Raw genomic sequence first — 15,685 nt, 5'->3', positions numbered from 1 at the left:
GACTCTTTTCTCCTGGCTCCTGACTCCTGACTCCTAATTCCAATTTCGAGCTTTGCTGCTTTCATTGAGATGCTCCCCCTTCCTTCTTCCTCTTTCCTCCTGCCTCCTGCCTCAAAACTCCTGCCTCAAAACTCCAATTTCTAGGTTGGCTGCTTTCATTGAGATGCTATCACGCAAGGGTTGCGCGGATCGCACAAAGCAACCTCATACACTCAAAACTTTTCACGTTCCGTCGAGTCTGAAGCCTCAACACTAGCAGACTCTTGTTGAAATTTTCGCGCCTCTTCTACTTCTAATCTAGCCAGAGTTGTCGCCACATCGGCTAACTGTAAAGCCAGATTCATCCGACAAACCGGGTTTTTTTCCCTCCAGAGGTCTTTGGCCAAGAAATGTACTCGATAGCGAAACATTTTAATTGAATTTGGCGGAGTAACTTTCACGGTCATAATCTTTCTTCGGTTGAAGTTTGAATGCGGAGCAGCACCCGTTCTAGCTCCAAGTAAACAAATGTCAGCATGATTACTTTATCTTCATCGGTGATTGTAACACTACAAGTTGCCGATCGAGGTTCAACGCCTTCGTGCCTTACAACTACAGTATATTTTCCCTGCTTCAGGTTATCAAAATTCACATCGGCCTCAAACAGATCAACTGTCTCCTCGGCCAGCACTCGTCCCTCCCGAGTCAGTAAAGTGACAAACGCAATGCCGTCAACTGAAGTCATGGCGACGTTACTCTGATTGCGGATCATCACAAAAATATCGGACATCATTGGGTCATTGGTAATTGCTAATTGCTAATTTAGAATGAGTGCATAATCTCACAAACAAAGGAGCATAAATACAGTGAATTATTTCAAGTTTTTGCTAATTTTGACTATTAGTGCAGCGGTTCTCGGTTTGGGAAAAAGTGGGGCCCTAGCTGCTGTCTGGAATATCTCTGAGAATGAGCCTGGTTTGCAGATTCACGGCGTGCAGGTTGCTCAAAGGGACGATCGCAATTTAAGCAACTCGAAAGGTACATTAAAAGAAGGCAGTGCCATCTCTGTCGATCCAGATGATGTGGTTGGCATACCAAAAGCTGAAGCGCGGCGGCGTTTTATTCTGAATAAGATATATCGGGTTCAGGAAGGCACTACCGCTGAGGATTTGTTTATTGTTGATGAGAAAGCAAATAAATGGGCTGTAGAGGATGTCTCAGAAGCTACAGAGGGCGCTACTACTCACAGCGTTGCCCAGATAGTGTCGGGTGACGGGAGAGTCTGGGCGTTGATCCAGAAGTTCTAAATTAAAAAAAAACGCCGCTTTTAAGGGCGGCGTTCTTATTAATTAAAAATCACAGGTTAAGAATGGTATAACTCCCATTTTTAACTTATAATTTTCAATTATTAATTTTCTAACAGTCGTAGTAGAGAGCAAACTCGTAGGGGTGAGGACGCAGCCGCATCGGGTTGACTTCATTGTCGAGTTTGTAGGAAATCCAGGTTTGGATGAAGTCTTCAGTAAATACGCCAGTTTCAGTTAAGAAACTGTGGTCTTTTTCTAAAGCTTCTAAAGCGCCTTCCAAGGAACCGGGAGTTGAAGGAATCTTGCTCAATTCTTCAGGGGAAAGGTCGTAGATATCCACGTCCAAAGGTTCGCCCGGATCGATTTGATTCTTGATGCCGTCTATGCCGGCGCACAGCATGGCTGCAAATGCTAAATAGGGGTTGGATGTGGCATCGGGACAGCGGAATTCTAACCGCTTGGCTTTAGGGTTGGTTCCCGACAACGGAATCCGCACTGATGCCGATCGATTCCCTTGAGAGTAAGCTAAGTTTACAGGGGCTTCAAAGCCCGGAACTAAACGCTTGTAGGAATTGGTCGTGGGGTTGGTGATTGCCAAAAGTGCCGGTGCGTGCTTGAGAATGCCGCCGATGTAATGCAGTCCCATTTGACTGAAACCAGCATATTGATCGCCTGCAAATAGAGGTTGGCCATCTTTCCAAATCGACTGGTGAACGTGCATCCCGGAACCGTTGTCGTTAAACAGCGGTTTGGGCATGAAGGTGATGGTTTTGCCGTATTTTTTGCCGACGTTTTTGATGACGTATTTGTAAGTCAGCAAGTAGTCGGCAGCTTGTACTAAAGTTGCAAAGCGGAAACCGAGTTCGCATTGACCGCCGGTGGCGACTTCGTGGTGGTGCTTTTCGATGGGTACGCCGCATTTTGCCATTGTCAGCAGCATTTCCGTTCTCATGTCTTGTGAGGTATCGGTTGGTGCTACTGGGAAATAACCTTCTTTGTAACGCGGTTTATAGCCGAGGTTGCCGCCTGCTTCTTCTTTGCCGGAATTCCAACGACCTTCGATCGAATCTACGTAATAGTAGCCGGAATTTTGGGTTTGGTCGAAGCGAACGTCGTCAAAAATAAAGAATTCTGCTTCCGGGCCAAAGAATGCTGTATCGCCGAGACCGGTGGAAAGCAAGTAGTCTATGGCTTTTTGGGCAATGGTGCGGGGACAGCGACTGTATGGTTCGCCGGTGCGAGGTTCTTTGATGCTGCAAATGAAGCTGATGGTCGGTTCTGCCATGAACGGGTCCATCCAAGCGGTGGTCGGATCGATTACCATCGTCATGTCTGATTCGTTGATGGCTTTCCAGCCCCTAATGCTGGAACCGTCGAAGGGTACGCCGTCGGTGAATGCGGTTTCGTCGATTTGGTCGTGGTACAGGGAAAGGTGCTGCCAGATCCCCGGCATATCGATGAATTTTAGGTCAACTATCTGGATCTTATTTTCTTGTATGTAGTTTAAGGCTTCTTGGGGTGTCTGGAACATGACTTACTCCTGATATTGGTTGTGTCTTGGCGATCGGCCGATTTCAGACTGTTTGGGCGATCGTAGGCCTTCAGTATCCACTATTTTGTATCTATGGCTACAAAATTTTGAAATAGTGGCCCAGTGTGGCCGGGCAGTTTGAGATTCTTGCCCTGTGGATTATTTTTCGGCTGAACATACAAGGCAAACGGCCCAATTTTACGACAGTTTGCCGCGGATAGACTACCCTTCGTGAAAATCCTATCTCAAATCTTAATCAAACGCCGATTTGTAGTAGTCTACAATAGGCGGTCTGTCTCAGATAGCAAAGTATTGATAAAGATTTTTGGGAGAGAAACTTATGCGCGATGCAGTGACGAGCCTGATTGAAAATTATGATGTTGCTGGTAGGTATTTAGACCGAGATGGTATCGATCGGTTGAAATCTTATTTTGCAACGGGCACGGCACGGGTACAGGCGGCGGCGGCGATTAACAGCAATGCTGCGGCAATTGTCAAGCAAGCTGGTATTCAGCTATTTGCTGAACAGCCGGAACTGATCCGTCCCGGGGGAAATGCCTACACGACTCGTCGCTACGCGGCTTGTCTGCGGGATATGGACTACTACTTGCGCTATGCTACTTACGCCCTGGTGGCTGGAAGTACCGACGTGCTCGACGAGCGCGTGCTGCAAGGTTTGCGAGAAACTTACAATTCTCTAAGCGTTCCCATTGGCCCGACGGTGATGGGGATTAGCATTATGAAGGAGATGGTTAAGGCTCAAGTGCAAGCTGCTGGCTTGTCTGTGGGGCCTTTTTTGGATCAGCCTTTTGATTACATGATTCGCGAATTGAGCGAACAAGATATTTAACTACCAGCCGGGAAGTCCCTCGGTATATTTAAAGGGGATTAATCTGAGCGCTGCGCGAAGTACCCCGAATAAATTACCGCAGGGATGAAAGGCTCGTCGGGTGTAGGTACCCAAAGCGACAATTATTTCTGTATATCCCTTGATAATCTGGAAATACTCTGATACTATATTGGCAAGTGGAGGTGGAACTACCTCACTATAAAAAGCCTTTGAAAAAAAGGAAAAAGAAGCCTGCGGTCTAACTGTACTCAGTCTGTACTCAGTTGACCGTCAGGTTTGTTCACGTCAATTTGCTAGTTCTTTTAGCAGCAAATTCCGCTTGTTGCTTGCAGTTAGCAGCAGGGGAGCATCTCATATTTGTAAAAATACTTCTTCTGGCTCCTTCCTTCTGCCTCTTTCCTTCTGCCTCTTTCCTTCTGCCTCCTGCCTCCTGCCTCCTGCCTCAAAACTCCAATTTCTAGCGGAGGGCTGCAAAGGTGAGATGCTCCCAGCAGCAGTTGGATCGATCGCTTTTTTTGACCTCACAGCCTCCAAGCGATCTTTTTTTATGGGTTATGCCATTTGAGATTAAAGATTTAAGATTAAAAATTATAGATTAAAAATTATAGATTAAAAATTTTAATAAGGGGGAATGACTAACGAATTAAGGCTTTGGAGCTTCCCTATAATTGCATGGTTGTTTGAAACTCGTGCTAAAAATCGCCAACACATCCCCAGACGAGGCATTTGTCCAGGGGATTTTTGCTTTGGCGCAGAGCGACTTGTGCGACGGTTGTTGCTTCTACTTCGCCGTTGGGGTAAAGAATGTGGATGATGTCACCGCTGACGAAGGCGAGGGGATTTTCTTGACAATTGCCAGGATTTCTGATAGGAAAGTTAATTGTTTTCATGGTCGATCGCCCTGATGGTATTTGTAGCGCTTTTAGCTGCATATAAATCATCCGCTAGTCGCAAAAATTATTGTGTGATTCTACGGATGTTTATCTGTGATAAAACTACACACTCAGAGCGATCTCAGTCACATCATGTGAGGTGGGGCGATCGCCCCGCGACAATGGAAAAACCAAAATAATCGCCAAAAATTAGCAGTGGGGCTTGTGCGTAAGTGCTAATCTGGTACTGTTCTTAACCCATTGGTGTCAACTTAACGTCAAACCCCATCACAGACTGCTGTGTGGCTATTAAATCTAGATCCCCCCTAGCGAGCGGGCGGGCACGGGGAGTAGGGGTCGCACCGCCCCTACGAAGGGGGGGACAAGAGTCTTTTCAAAGTCAACCCCTACTCCCCTTCTTTAGGGGGATTTAGGGGGATCTAGACTTAGCGTAAAAACGAGATTTCCCAAGGGTTTCAGGCGATTGTTGACATTAATGGTTCTTAACCCTATCCGTACAGATTAAAAACCTTGGCTAAACAGCGACTAGACACTTTATTGGTCAGCCTAGATTTGTGCAGTTCCAGACAGCAAGCTCAGGCCTTGATTCGGACTGGGAAAGTCTCCATCAACCAACAGGTAGTTGACAAACCGGGCACTGAGGTTGACATTGCAGCAAAAATTCAGATCAAAGAGCGATCGCGCTATGTTTCCAGAGGCGGCGACAAATTAGCCAAAGCTTTAGAAGTTTTTGCGATTCCCGTTGCAGGCAGAATTTGTCTCGACGGTGGCATTTCCACAGGCGGTTTTACCGACTGTCTCCTGCAAGCCGGCGCTGCCCTAGTGTACGGCGTAGATGTTGGCTACGGTCAAGCAGATTGGGGCTTGAGGAACGATCCGAGAGTAATTTTGAAAGAACGCACCAATTTGCGGTACATGACTGCTACTGAGCTTTACGGCAATTCACCCCCCCCAGCCCCCCCTTGTCAAGGGGGGGAGCAAGATTCTTTGCCAATAGGGGTTTATGCAGATTTGGCGGTAGTAGATGTGTCGTTTATTTCCCTGGATAAGATTTTACCCGCGCTGTGGGAATTGTTGGTACCACCGCGAGAAGCAGTGTTGCTGGTAAAACCGCAGTTTGAGGTAGGGCGGGAGAGAGTCGGGAAAAAAGGCGTAGTGCGAGACTCAGCAACTCAAGCTGATGCGATTTTTCAAGTGTGGAAGGCAGCCACAGCTTTAGGATGGCAGCAACGCGGCTTAACGTGGTCGCCTTTACTTGGCCCGGCCGGTAATATCGAGTATCTTTTATGGTTGGGGATCGATCGCGAACAGGAGCCAGAGCCGAGGGCGATCCTCTTCGAGGGCTGCGCTAACGAAGAGGATGTTGTGAAGGAACGGATCGCACAAGTTACCAAAGCGGCGGCGCGGGAACTTGTCGATCGATTGTAGATTGTAGATTGTAGATTGATTTCAAGATGTCAAGCTAATCTATTTTAAAAGTCAAATTAGGAACTCCAGATTGATCTAAAATTTCAATTTTTTTGTCAATCAGACTCCTAAACTTTCACAAGAGTGAATAATTCCATGCAATCATTCAAACAAGCCGGCTCGATTTTACTCTACGTTCTAGGTGCCATCGGATATGTAGCAATTGTAGCTAGTATTGTAGGCGTTTCAATGCTCATCAAGTGGGCAGCTCTGCTACTGGCAGACAAATTATTATATACAATTCTGATTATCGGGGATTTGTTGAGGGGTATCGAAATTATTGAACTGTTAAATATATTGGTATTTGCATTTATCGGTATGGGAGTGGGTGTGGCGACAAGGCTTCTACACCCTCAATACGGTCGCAAAATTAGTGCGGCTTTGTTGATAGTTATAGTTCCCTTAGTTTTCATGATTACGCCAGCCATCAGATATAATTCTTGGCTGGAAAAAGTAGGAGAATCCGATAAATTATCGCCTCCGGAAACTGCCACATTAACTAACTCATTTTTGAACAGAAAGGTAGGACTGCCTGGTTTTATCGGTTATTACGTATATAGTGGTCAGTTTCCGGTTATTCCGACGAAACAATCAGAGATGAAAGACCTTGACAGCTTTGAAAAAAAAGTTAATTCCAGATTTGTACAGTTCACAGGTATTGCTCCGACTATTGTTTCTTGGTCAATGCGGGTTTGTTTTTGGCTGATTAGAATATTTTACTTTTCTATAGCGGTAATTGCGACGATCGCGCATTTTAGGGAAGGTGTTAGAATTGCCAGACGGTAATACGATTTTCGATTTTGGATTTTCGATTTTCGATTAGAGAATTGGGAATTACTGATGAGTATGGTGGTTGGGAGTTTACCTACAGTTGCATACTTTTTTGACCATTGTGTAAGAAGAAAAGCATTAGGGTGAGTCAGATGCTAGCTCTTCGATTATTCACAAATAACCATCTGGTGACGCACCCTACTCAACTACTAGGGCAATTTTTAATTGCCAATTTTAAACTCTTGCTGCAGGCGATCGATAATTGTATTACGCTCGATGGTGGCGAGAATGTCTTGAATTACCGTATCTTGTCCAAGGGGGCCCCAGGTGCAGCCTTTTTCTAAATAAACTTGGGCGGCGCGACCGACAGCGTAGGTTCCGTAAGCTGCTAAACTAGCTTGAGTGACAGCAACTCCGGCAAAAGTAGAAAAGCCGATGTGCGGGGCCGCAGCGGCCGCAGTTTTGCCAAATCCCAAGAGGAAACTGCTACCCAATTCTCCCAAAAGTACGCCGCCAGCGCTGGAGAAAATAGTCTGCCAAAGTTTCCCGGCTTCGTAACCAGTCATAGGTAAGCCGTAAAGTCTCGATAAAGAGCGAATTAACGCTAAATCTGCGACACTTGCTCCCATTACATCCAAGAAAGCCACGGGATTTAAACCGACAGCCAAAGCTTTATATTTTGCAAATTGCCAGATTAAATCTTCGGCTTCTGTTTGCCGCAATTTGAGAACGTGACGGGCAATGTTTGCTTCGGCATCTCTAGCTTCAACTAAAGCATTTAGAGCGAGGAGCGATCGACCTTCTCTGTTAAGAATTGTCAAAATTTTATGTTTGAGTTCGTCTATCTGCGCGGGCGGCGACTCCCATTCGTAAGTGACTCTTCCGTCGGACCATTCCACCCGCACTTGCACCGGCGCTGGTTCGGCGGCTACCATGACTATTTCTAAAGATTTGGAAGTTTTAGGCGGTGATTTTACAGTAGATTTATCGGAGGAGTTGTTTGGGCGATCGGACAAATTTTCGCTATCTGTTTCCTCTATTACCGCAGCGGCTGCTAACTCTTCAGAATTTCCCAGCGCTTGCAAACTTTGGTAAATAGCTTTTCTGTCTAATTCTGGATACAGGTCAATTTTATTAAAAACTAAAATCACCGGTTTTTGAGCTGTTTGCAATTCGCACAGTGCTTGATATTCAGTTCGGGTAATATCGCCTGCAACGACAAACAGAATTAAGTCAGCTTGGCGAGTTACTTGTTTCGCCATTTCGCCGCGCACTTCGCCGCCAACTTCATCAAGTCCGGGAGTATCGATTAATTCTACTTGCACCCCTCCTTTCCCCCCCTTGGCAAGGGGGGGTTCCATAAGCCCCCCCTTGGCAAGGGGGGGTTGGGGGGGTTCCTCGCTGTCAAGGAAGGATAAAGGCACACTCCAGCGCACGGAACGCGGCCACTGAGTCACGCCGTTGAGAGGGCCTGTTTGCAGAATTTTATGACCTAAAAGCGCGTTTAATACGGCTGACTTGCCACGGCTGACTAAGCCGAAAGTAGCAATGCGGATTATGTTGTGGTCTAGTTTTTCTGAGGTGGAAGTTAAAATATCTAACTGATATTGCAGCGCCGCTTCTAATTCTGTATTATTCGAGTTTTTTTTGCCTTGGCGCAGGTGAGAGTAGCGCGCCAGGGATTCGCGCAAACTGGCACGGGCAAGAGATAAGCGATTTTCTTGAAGGGAATTGTCAGCCATTGGCGATCGGCTTGTTTAAGCAGGTATAATTGATCGTCGAATTATAAATCCTATTTCTTATTTTAATACAATTTAAAAAAAAAATCTAGCTTTTTAGTTACTAATTTTCCAAAAAATATTGAACGGGCATCTTGCCCATTCCACAATCACAAAAAATTTTTGTGGAACAGGCCGGAAAGCCTGTTCTTTTCCCTAACACTAGGCTCCGCCTCGGAAAATTTGATCGACGTTCAACTCCATGTTAGGAAATGTAGACGAAATAATGCGATCGCTCCCTCTGAACTGTGTAATCCTATACTCTCCGTCCACAAGCTGACAAACCGAAAGCGTGGGTTGTTTGGGGTCGCCAATATGACGTATACCGCCGAATCCAGCATAATCCGCAATCCAATATTCGAGAATTCCCATCATTTCGTAATCTGCCAACTTTTTTAGATAATCGTCGCGCCAGTTGGTACTGACAACTTCAACAAGTAGCGGGATAGATGTTCCTTGGGTGATTGTTGCTGACTTCAACCATAAGGGTTCAGATGCTAAAGCCTGACGGTTTAATAACAAAACATCAGGGATATATCCTGTATCTTTAGCTGGTGGCTTAACTAGCGCTTTCGAGGGAATGCGGTATGGAAGTTGCAGTTCGGTGTAGAGCAGCGTAAATTCTTGAACAAGGTATGCTGTGATATCTTCGTGTTCTCCTGTTGGCTGCATTTCAACCATTACCCCATCGTGAAGTTCGTAGCATCTGTTCTCAGCTTTGGATTCTATAAATTCTTCAAAGGTTAGTATTTTTGGTTGAGTTTGTATCATCGTGCAAACTGTCTTTGATTGTATAATAGAAGGAAGAAGGAAAATATTAACTGGTTCCCCTGCTCTGCCGGGGAACGGGCAAGATGCCCGTTCCACAACAAAAAACTGTCTTGTGGAACAGGCCGGAAAGCCTGTTCCTTTATTTTACTTAATTGACCGCCGACTTAAGGGTTTCGGGTCCAGATACCTGAGAGGAAAGGCGACTCGCCACTTGGTTGACGAAAGATTGCAAGAAAGAAACTTGCTGATTTTGCGTAAATACGGCTTGCAAAGTTTTAGTCAAATGGTCGATATTTAAAATGCCTATTCCAGCATTTTCCCCTTCTCGACTTTGGAAATATTCAATTAAACTCAGTCCAGCTATTCTGGTAAAATATGCTGCACTAATTCCCTGCACCGCGCCTCCTGCTACGTAGGTGACGGCATTGCTTTTCAGCAGTCCAGTAATAGTTTGGGTAGACATTTCTACCAACCCTAATTTAAACATTTGACTTGCCAAAGTTGCCGCTACTGTCTTAGCTTGGTCTAAGGAAAACTTTTGCTGGTAGATAGCGCCGAGGTCGATTACAAGTTGGGTACTGATGGCGGTTGTTGCTAGCAAGTCTAAAGCTGGAACCGGGTTAGTAAAGACGGCGGCGGCGGCGATGTACTGATATTGTTCGATAATGGGAAGTGCCCGATCGCGCCTGACTGCATTTAATAAGGTTTTCGCCTCTAACTTGATACTTGCAGCCTCGCGCACTGCACTCGCCCAGACCAACTGTTGCCGTTCTTCAGTTAAGATTTTAGTCAATCTTTCGGTCAGCCCGTCGAGTTGAGAGACTTGATTTTCGATGCGTTCTTGAACTGTGCCGTCCGCTTGGTGCTGCCGCACTTTAATAGAATTGGGAGAAGCTGCGATCGCAATTATCTCTTCTGTCCCCAATATTCCTTGCATTTTCTGCTGCAAAGAGTGCAAAACCTGCGACTGCTGTTCTGGCAAATATTGGTCTTGTTTGTTCCAGACTAGCAGCACGCGCTGACCTGCAGACGCTAGCTGAGATAATGTTTGAAATTCCGAATCTGTGATGTCGCCCGCTGTCACAAACAGCACTAAATCACCGTTGATTTTGGCATCGGCATTTGTATTAGCAAACAGCGCTGCTGTTTCTTGTAAACTAAGCTTTTGCGAGTGTTGAGAGACCCAATTAGAATTTAAAACTTGAATTAAGGCAGTTTTGCCGACAGCTTTGCCGCCAGTTACGGTAATCCGTAAATCTTGTCTATCTAATTCGCTTCTGAGCCGATCGAGCTGTGCTGTTAGATTAGCAGGATCAGCAGAGTTTGGAGCTTCTGAAGCGAGCAATTTAATTGCTGTTTCTGAAGTCGCGATCGCTTTTTCGGCTGCTTCCCGGTTGGCCAGGGGTTGCGGGAGTGCGAGTTCGAGTTTGGGGGATTGTTGCTTCCACCACCAATACCCCGCACCGGCAGCCGCCAAGCCGATGAGTGCCGTTTCGCCCATTTCTGAACCCGAATGCTGTAGAGTTTCCAGCAGCCACAGCGCTGCTGAAAGTCCTATTCCGCCTATCAAAATCGGTCGCCGCAAGTTAAGTGTCATTTTTTCCTTCCTGTGGGTATTGTCACCAAGCTTAACCTTCGCCGGCTTGGCCTCCCTCCCTATATTCCATCGTACCTCTGCGGCATCCAAACTGGCAGGCGGGCGATCCGACTTTTTGCGATCGGGATTTGCGGCCCCGGCGACAATCAACTTTTTGCACTTCTACAAAGGGGGAATGAAGGGCTGAAGCCGTCACTACAAACCAATAGATTTTTACAGGATTTTGCAAATATAATAGTTGATTTTGGCTTTATGTTGGTAATGCTTGAGATTGTGATTCAAAAATATCAATTATTTGTTTGGGAATTGCTCGCGGGCGCATGGTGGTCACTTCAACCCAAACCCAAAGCGCCTCTGCTTTTAACAATATTTCGTCACTTCCAGCCAAGCGAATTTCGTAGCGGCGGACAGCGCGCGGGCCGCGCATTTGTTCGATCCAAGTGGATATCTCCAATCGATCGCCCGAGGCTGCCGATCGCAAATAGTCAATCTCTATCCGCCGCATGACAAAGACGCCGCCCAATTCCCGGTAGCGATCGAGTGTAAATCCCAAGTGTTCTAAATGTTCGATCGCAGCGTGTTCTAAATAATGCTGGTAGACAGCATTATTTACGTGACCGAGGGCGTCCATTTCGTAATGGCGCACTCTAATTTGTGCAGTAAATGGTGCCAATTTCTCACCTTTCCACTTGTTGCGGTATTTTGTAGTTCCGAGTGCGATCGCGCTCTGGGTCGATACTCGATCGGAACTGATTGCAAGTTACACTAATCATAGTTGAAACGCCACTACTTCCAGGTTAATATTAGTCGTGGAAGCACGATCGGTGAGCACCTTGGTTTTTTAACCACAATACACTGGCTTAAAACCCTCAGTCTCGGTTAACCCAGTTTCGTGGTTCTGAGTGCGTCCCCGACTAAACCTTTGAGAAATCGGACGGGTAATTGTTTAGTCTCCCAGACAAATCCCTAAACCGCGGGCAGTTTTAACCAGAGTACCATCGAAGTCTACAGGTCTGTATTTGGCGATCGCATCTTCCAGAGGAACGCTCACAACTTCCCGCTTTTGCCAAGATACCATGCAGTCGTATTTCTCTTCGGCAATTAAATCAACTGCTGCGATGCCAAAAGCAGAAGCAATTAATCTTTCTAGCGATGAAGGAGTTCCTCCGCGTTGAATGTGTCCCAAAACGGTGACGCGAGTTTCTGCACCGCTGCAGTCAGAAATTGTATCAGCTAAATACTGACCAATTCCGCCTAATCGACTTTGACCTAAACGATTTGTGTGCATTACTAATTCGCCTTCTTCAGTGCGAACTGCCTCCGCTACTATAATTAAACAGTAGTTTTTTCCCCGGTCTTGGCGTTCTTGGATTTGGGCACAGATTTTGGAAATTGTGTAAGGGATTTCGGGAATCAGAATTATATCAGCTCCCCCTGAAATTCCGGCACTAATTGCAATATGTCCGGCGTCGCGTCCCATGACTTCAACAATCATAACGCGGCTGTGACTGGCCGCAGTAAAATGCAAGCGGTCGAGTGCTTCAGTGGCAATATTGACAGCAGTATCAAAACCGATGGAACGCTCGGTAATTCCGACATCATTATCAATAGTTTTAGGAATAGCAACTAAATTCAAATTACCTTGTTGAGCAATCTTCCTGAGAATGGCGAGACTGCCATCGCCACCAATGCCAATTAAGGCATCCAGACCTAGTTGATGATAGCCTTCGATAATGTCCTCAGCCCGATCGCGTAGAGTCCCATCCGGCATCGGGAAAGCAAAAGGGTCGCCCTTATTTGTCGTGCCTAGCATCGTACCACCAATGGTGAGCCACGAGTCTACTTTCTCAATATCCAATGGAATTGCTTCAGGGGGACGACTCATCAATCCGTTGGTGGCTTGACGAATCCCCATCACTTTCCAATTGTAAGTTCCCGTTGCGCGGTAGACAACGGCTCTAATAACTGCGTTTAAGCCTGCACAGTCACCCCCGCTGGTGAGGATACCGATACATTTTTGTTCTCCCATAATTGCCCGACTTTTGTTACTCTGAATATGAGTTGATATTTTTAGATCCCGATCGTCCAATCCTGATTTTAGACGTAAATAGGTAGGCAAAAATAAACTTTACTCTGTAACAGAATGTAAAGCTATCATAACTTTTGTGATTGCTTTCATAAGATATCGCTCCTTTGGGGAGCGTTTCACTCGTTTTTGACTACTTATGTATTTTCAAGCTTCATCGACCTAATTGAGTGCCTCATCTCTGAAGCATTCCACAAGTTCGATCGCCAACTTGCGTAGCATCGCCAATCACCGTCTCCAACAAAACATCAATTTTACTTGGGATTGAGGCGTTTAGAAACTTGGTTAATTATACCGCTGAGAATAGCACCGCCCATAAGAATTCCGAGGGCGGGATTAAATACGGGCTGCCAGAGACTGTACCACAAATCAAAACCGAGATTCACGCCAGTCGATCGACCTGCTACTGCGATCACAAACCACCCAAAAATGGCAAAGACGAAAAACACATCAGCTACTAAAAACAAGTTGAGCAAGTTAAGAAATTTATCTTTCATTGTCGAGGGTTCCTTTTGAGTGTATATGTGTCAAGTTTTGGCAAGCGGTTGGTAATGGAGCGGATTGATAGCTGCAACTGGCGATCGAATAAAGATAAAATATCATTCAATTGTTTTCGCGCACAGGCTGTCAAAATATGGTTCGCTATACACTTCCTCAAAGCCCCGAAATTATTTTAACTGTCAAAGGGAAAGATTCAGCCAAAGCCCGCGAAGAAGCGATGGATCGGCTGATGGAGCTCATGGATGAGGGCAAGCTGCCTACGGAACTCGTGGAGGGATTTGGGCCCAAGCAGTTTGTTGAAGTTAAGGATATCGAAGATGCTGCGTCTGAAGGCGAGGACGCGATTACTGAAGCAGTGCAGATTTTGAGCAATTTGGCAAGTCTCAAATTGAAAGTGATGGAATCCCGCGAAGAAGCACTCAAAATCCGGGCGGCGATCGACATTTTGTTTACAGATGAGGCTGTGACTGCCGAGGAAATTAGTCGTTTGAAAGATGGTTTCAAGGTTCTCAAAAACTTTGCTCAAGCTAACGTCCGCTATCGAGAAGCTAGAAGTAAAGCCGAAGAAGCGCGGGCAATTCTCGACGAAGCTTTGCAATCTGTCGAACCGGAAAACAAGGCGCAGAAATCCGCGAAATAGTAGCAGGTTGCATTGACACTCACATCTTGCACCATTCTCGCTTAACAGGCAAGATCCCTGTTTCACCAGAAAATTCACTCTTTGTGGAACAGGCCGGAAAGCCTGTTCCTAAAAAAACTGATTGAGAATGGTGCAATATCTCAGTTGAAACCTATTTCTGTCATTGCGATCCGAAGGGAAGCAATCGCAAACCTCGGCGATTGCTTCGTTTTTTTTATTCGGACATATAATAACTCTGCTGGCAGACATAATATTAATTATATCCACATTGAAATCAGGATAAAATTGTGAACCAACAAACAGGAACTCTCAGAAACTCGATGTCAGGCAGCTTGTTGCTGGCTAAAAAGTTAGGTTTTCAACCAAGAACTGTGATTGATGTCGGTGCCGCCTTGGGAACTTTTAACCTTTACGAAACTTTCCCCAATTCGCGACATTTGCTAATTGAACCCATCGCCGAAAATGAACCTTACCTCGCCAAAATTTGCCACAAGCTCAAAAGTGCAGAATACATTATTGCTGCAGCGACCAAAGAATCGGGAGTTTTCACCCTCAACGTCAGTCCCGGTATGGTGCATTCTTCACTTGCTGAAAATCGCGTTACTGACAGCAGCAATCCTTATTTGAGGAACATACCAGCAATTACCCTGGATGGAATATGCAGGGAAAGAAACTTGCCAGGCCCGTATTTAATTAAAGTTGATGTAGACGGACAGGAATTAGATGTTTTAGCAGGAGCAACTGAGATTTTGCAGCAGACTGAATATGTAATTGTAGAAGTTACTTTATTCGGTCAGATGTATGATGTAATGAGTTTTATGAAGTCCCAAGGATTCGCAGCTTACGATATTGTTGATTTGTCATATCGCCCGATTGATTCAGCTTTGTGGCAAGTTGACATGGCTTTTGTTAAGGAATCCGGTCACTTCCGAAAAGAGAGGGGTTACGCGACAGGAGAACAGGATATCGAAGCACTTAACTCGCATCTCAAAGCTTATCGGGAAAGTTTCATCCAACACATTGAGACTCATTACAGCGACCCAATAGACCCGGAACCACAGGTCAATCAAGTTGTTTTGGGCGAAGATTATGTCATCATTTAACTCAAGTTGCTTTCATCTGATACCAAATCCTGGTCGCACTTCGCACGCTTATTTAATTAATCCGAAACATCTCAAAAACTGGTTTTCTAAATGCTGCTATTGCCGTCTATAAGCTTGCAATCAGCAGTAAATTGGCTTTCATTGGATATCAGAAAGTGAGAATGCCCTAATGTGGCAGGGCGGTTTCATTCTCTTGTAGGGGCAAACCCCCCGTGGTTGCCCCCATGCCTGAAATGCCCATGACATCATCTGTGGGTGAGGGCGGGCACGGGGGCACCGCCCCTACAAAAGCCTGATTTTCCGTAGGGGCAATCCCCCCGTGGTTGCCCCGAAACTACAAAAGCCTGATTTTCCGTAGGGGCAATCCCCCCGTGGTTGCCCCGAAACTACAAAAGCCTGATTTTCCGTAGG

The 15,685-nt window shown here is 45.9% G+C and carries 17 protein-coding genes; 6 read left to right on the top strand and 11 right to left on the bottom strand.

The window, feature by feature from the left end; genetic code table 11:
- Positions 1–212 precede the first annotated feature (212 nt).
- Entirely contained in the window at positions 213–446 is a 234-nt protein-coding gene (locus tag QUA00_RS33320; RefSeq protein ID WP_333412731.1) for a hypothetical protein, read from the bottom strand.
- The gene (locus tag QUA00_RS33315) at positions 443–772 is read right to left on the bottom strand and encodes a hypothetical protein (protein ID WP_333412729.1); all 330 of its coding nucleotides are present in this window, start codon (positions 770–772) and stop codon (positions 443–445) included. The genes QUA00_RS33320 and QUA00_RS33315 overlap by 4 nt, the downstream gene beginning before the upstream one ends.
- Positions 773–845: 73 nt before the next feature.
- Here QUA00_RS33315 and QUA00_RS33310 point away from each other — a divergent pair, with 73 nt between their 5' ends.
- A complete protein-coding gene (locus tag QUA00_RS33310; protein ID WP_333412727.1) occupies positions 846–1,286 on the top strand; it encodes a hypothetical protein in 441 nt (146 codons plus the stop codon).
- Positions 1,287–1,395: 109 nt separating this feature from the next.
- Here QUA00_RS33310 and glnA read toward each other — a convergent pair whose 3' ends face one another.
- The gene (gene glnA / locus QUA00_RS33305) at positions 1,396–2,817 is read right to left on the bottom strand and encodes a type I glutamate--ammonia ligase (RefSeq protein ID WP_333057654.1); all 1,422 of its coding nucleotides are present in this window, start codon (positions 2,815–2,817) and stop codon (positions 1,396–1,398) included.
- A 340-nt stretch (positions 2,818–3,157) separates the two neighbouring features.
- Here glnA and apcB point away from each other — a divergent pair, with 340 nt between their 5' ends.
- Positions 3,158–3,667 (top strand): allophycocyanin subunit beta, encoded by a 510-nt coding sequence (gene apcB, locus QUA00_RS33300; protein WP_333036060.1) that lies wholly within the window; start codon positions 3,158–3,160, stop codon positions 3,665–3,667.
- Between the two features lie 351 nt (positions 3,668–4,018).
- Here the strand turns inward: apcB and QUA00_RS33295 are convergent, their stop codons facing one another.
- Positions 4,019–4,192, bottom strand: a complete 174-nt coding sequence (locus QUA00_RS33295) for a hypothetical protein (RefSeq protein ID WP_333412726.1) — start codon at positions 4,190–4,192, stop codon at positions 4,019–4,021.
- 167 nt (positions 4,193–4,359) lie between these two features.
- Positions 4,360–4,599: a hypothetical protein gene (locus tag QUA00_RS33290; protein WP_333140752.1), complete on the bottom strand. Its 240-nt coding sequence runs from the start codon at positions 4,597–4,599 to the stop codon at positions 4,360–4,362.
- A gap of 471 nt (positions 4,600–5,070) precedes the next feature.
- Between QUA00_RS33290 and QUA00_RS33285 the strand changes: the two genes are divergently transcribed.
- Positions 5,071–5,988 (top strand): TlyA family RNA methyltransferase, encoded by a 918-nt coding sequence (locus QUA00_RS33285; RefSeq protein ID WP_333140750.1) that lies wholly within the window; start codon positions 5,071–5,073, stop codon positions 5,986–5,988.
- Between the two features lie 135 nt (positions 5,989–6,123).
- Positions 6,124–6,813 (top strand): hypothetical protein, encoded by a 690-nt coding sequence (locus QUA00_RS33280; RefSeq protein WP_333140748.1) that lies wholly within the window; start codon positions 6,124–6,126, stop codon positions 6,811–6,813.
- Between the two features lie 206 nt (positions 6,814–7,019).
- Here QUA00_RS33280 and QUA00_RS33275 read toward each other — a convergent pair whose 3' ends face one another.
- The 6 genes from QUA00_RS33275 to QUA00_RS33250 all read right to left on the bottom strand — a co-directional run bounded on the left by QUA00_RS33275 (position 7,020) and on the right by QUA00_RS33250 (position 13,527).
- Positions 7,020–8,540, bottom strand: a complete 1,521-nt coding sequence (locus QUA00_RS33275; RefSeq protein ID WP_333140746.1) for a DUF697 domain-containing protein — start codon at positions 8,538–8,540, stop codon at positions 7,020–7,022.
- A gap of 198 nt (positions 8,541–8,738) precedes the next feature.
- Positions 8,739–9,347, bottom strand: coding sequence for a Uma2 family endonuclease (locus QUA00_RS33270; RefSeq protein ID WP_333140744.1), 609 nt, complete (start codon positions 9,345–9,347; stop codon positions 8,739–8,741).
- A gap of 148 nt (positions 9,348–9,495) precedes the next feature.
- A complete protein-coding gene (locus QUA00_RS33265) occupies positions 9,496–10,944 on the bottom strand; it encodes a slr1306 family protein (protein ID WP_333140742.1) in 1,449 nt (482 codons plus the stop codon).
- A gap of 250 nt (positions 10,945–11,194) precedes the next feature.
- Positions 11,195–11,617, bottom strand: a complete 423-nt coding sequence (locus tag QUA00_RS33260; RefSeq protein WP_333140738.1) for a thioesterase family protein — start codon at positions 11,615–11,617, stop codon at positions 11,195–11,197.
- Between the two features lie 273 nt (positions 11,618–11,890).
- On the bottom strand, positions 11,891–12,973 hold the full coding sequence (locus tag QUA00_RS33255) for an ATP-dependent 6-phosphofructokinase (RefSeq protein WP_333140787.1): 1,083 nt from the start codon (positions 12,971–12,973) through the stop codon (positions 11,891–11,893).
- A 311-nt stretch (positions 12,974–13,284) separates the two neighbouring features.
- Positions 13,285–13,527, bottom strand: a complete 243-nt coding sequence (locus QUA00_RS33250) for a hypothetical protein (protein ID WP_333140736.1) — start codon at positions 13,525–13,527, stop codon at positions 13,285–13,287.
- A 137-nt stretch (positions 13,528–13,664) separates the two neighbouring features.
- Between QUA00_RS33250 and QUA00_RS33245 the strand changes: the two genes are divergently transcribed.
- The gene (locus QUA00_RS33245; protein WP_333140734.1) at positions 13,665–14,171 is read left to right on the top strand and encodes a hypothetical protein; all 507 of its coding nucleotides are present in this window, start codon (positions 13,665–13,667) and stop codon (positions 14,169–14,171) included.
- A gap of 287 nt (positions 14,172–14,458) precedes the next feature.
- Positions 14,459–15,274 (top strand): FkbM family methyltransferase, encoded by an 816-nt coding sequence (locus QUA00_RS33240; protein WP_333412722.1) that lies wholly within the window; start codon positions 14,459–14,461, stop codon positions 15,272–15,274.
- Positions 15,275–15,685 lie beyond the last annotated feature (411 nt).

The sequence above is a fragment of the Microcoleus sp. T2B6 genome, from assembly GCF_036700475.1.
In the GTDB taxonomy this organism is placed as follows: Bacteria; Cyanobacteriota; Cyanobacteriia; order Cyanobacteriales; family Microcoleaceae; genus Microcoleus.
The sequence above is the reverse complement of the archived record's forward strand: the minus strand, read 5'-3'. Positions and strand labels throughout refer to the sequence as shown.

Bases quoted from the DNA above. Each gene is read 5' to 3' on its own strand.
- QUA00_RS33320 (WP_333412731.1), bottom strand. From the start codon at position 446: ATGACCGTGAAAGTTACTCCGCCAAATTCAATTAAAATGTTTCGCTAT.
- QUA00_RS33315 (WP_333412729.1), bottom strand. From the start codon at position 772: ATGATGTCCGATATTTTTGTGATGATCCGCAATCAGAGTAACGTCGCC.
- glnA (WP_333057654.1), bottom strand. From the start codon at position 2,817: ATGTTCCAGACACCCCAAGAAGCCTTAAACTACATACAAGAAAATAAG.
- apcB (WP_333036060.1), top strand. From the start codon at position 3,158: ATGCGCGATGCAGTGACGAGCCTGATTGAAAATTATGATGTTGCTGGT.
- QUA00_RS33290 (WP_333140752.1), bottom strand. From the start codon at position 4,599: ATGCAGCTAAAAGCGCTACAAATACCATCAGGGCGATCGACCATGAAA.
- QUA00_RS33280 (WP_333140748.1), top strand. From the start codon at position 6,124: ATGCAATCATTCAAACAAGCCGGCTCGATTTTACTCTACGTTCTAGGT.
- QUA00_RS33275 (WP_333140746.1), bottom strand. From the start codon at position 8,540: ATGGCTGACAATTCCCTTCAAGAAAATCGCTTATCTCTTGCCCGTGCC.
- QUA00_RS33270 (WP_333140744.1), bottom strand. From the start codon at position 9,347: ATGATACAAACTCAACCAAAAATACTAACCTTTGAAGAATTTATAGAA.
- QUA00_RS33265 (WP_333140742.1), bottom strand. From the start codon at position 10,944: ATGACACTTAACTTGCGGCGACCGATTTTGATAGGCGGAATAGGACTT.
- QUA00_RS33255 (WP_333140787.1), bottom strand. From the start codon at position 12,973: ATGGGAGAACAAAAATGTATCGGTATCCTCACCAGCGGGGGTGACTGT.
- QUA00_RS33250 (WP_333140736.1), bottom strand. From the start codon at position 13,527: ATGAAAGATAAATTTCTTAACTTGCTCAACTTGTTTTTAGTAGCTGAT.
- QUA00_RS33245 (WP_333140734.1), top strand. From the start codon at position 13,665: ATGGTTCGCTATACACTTCCTCAAAGCCCCGAAATTATTTTAACTGTC.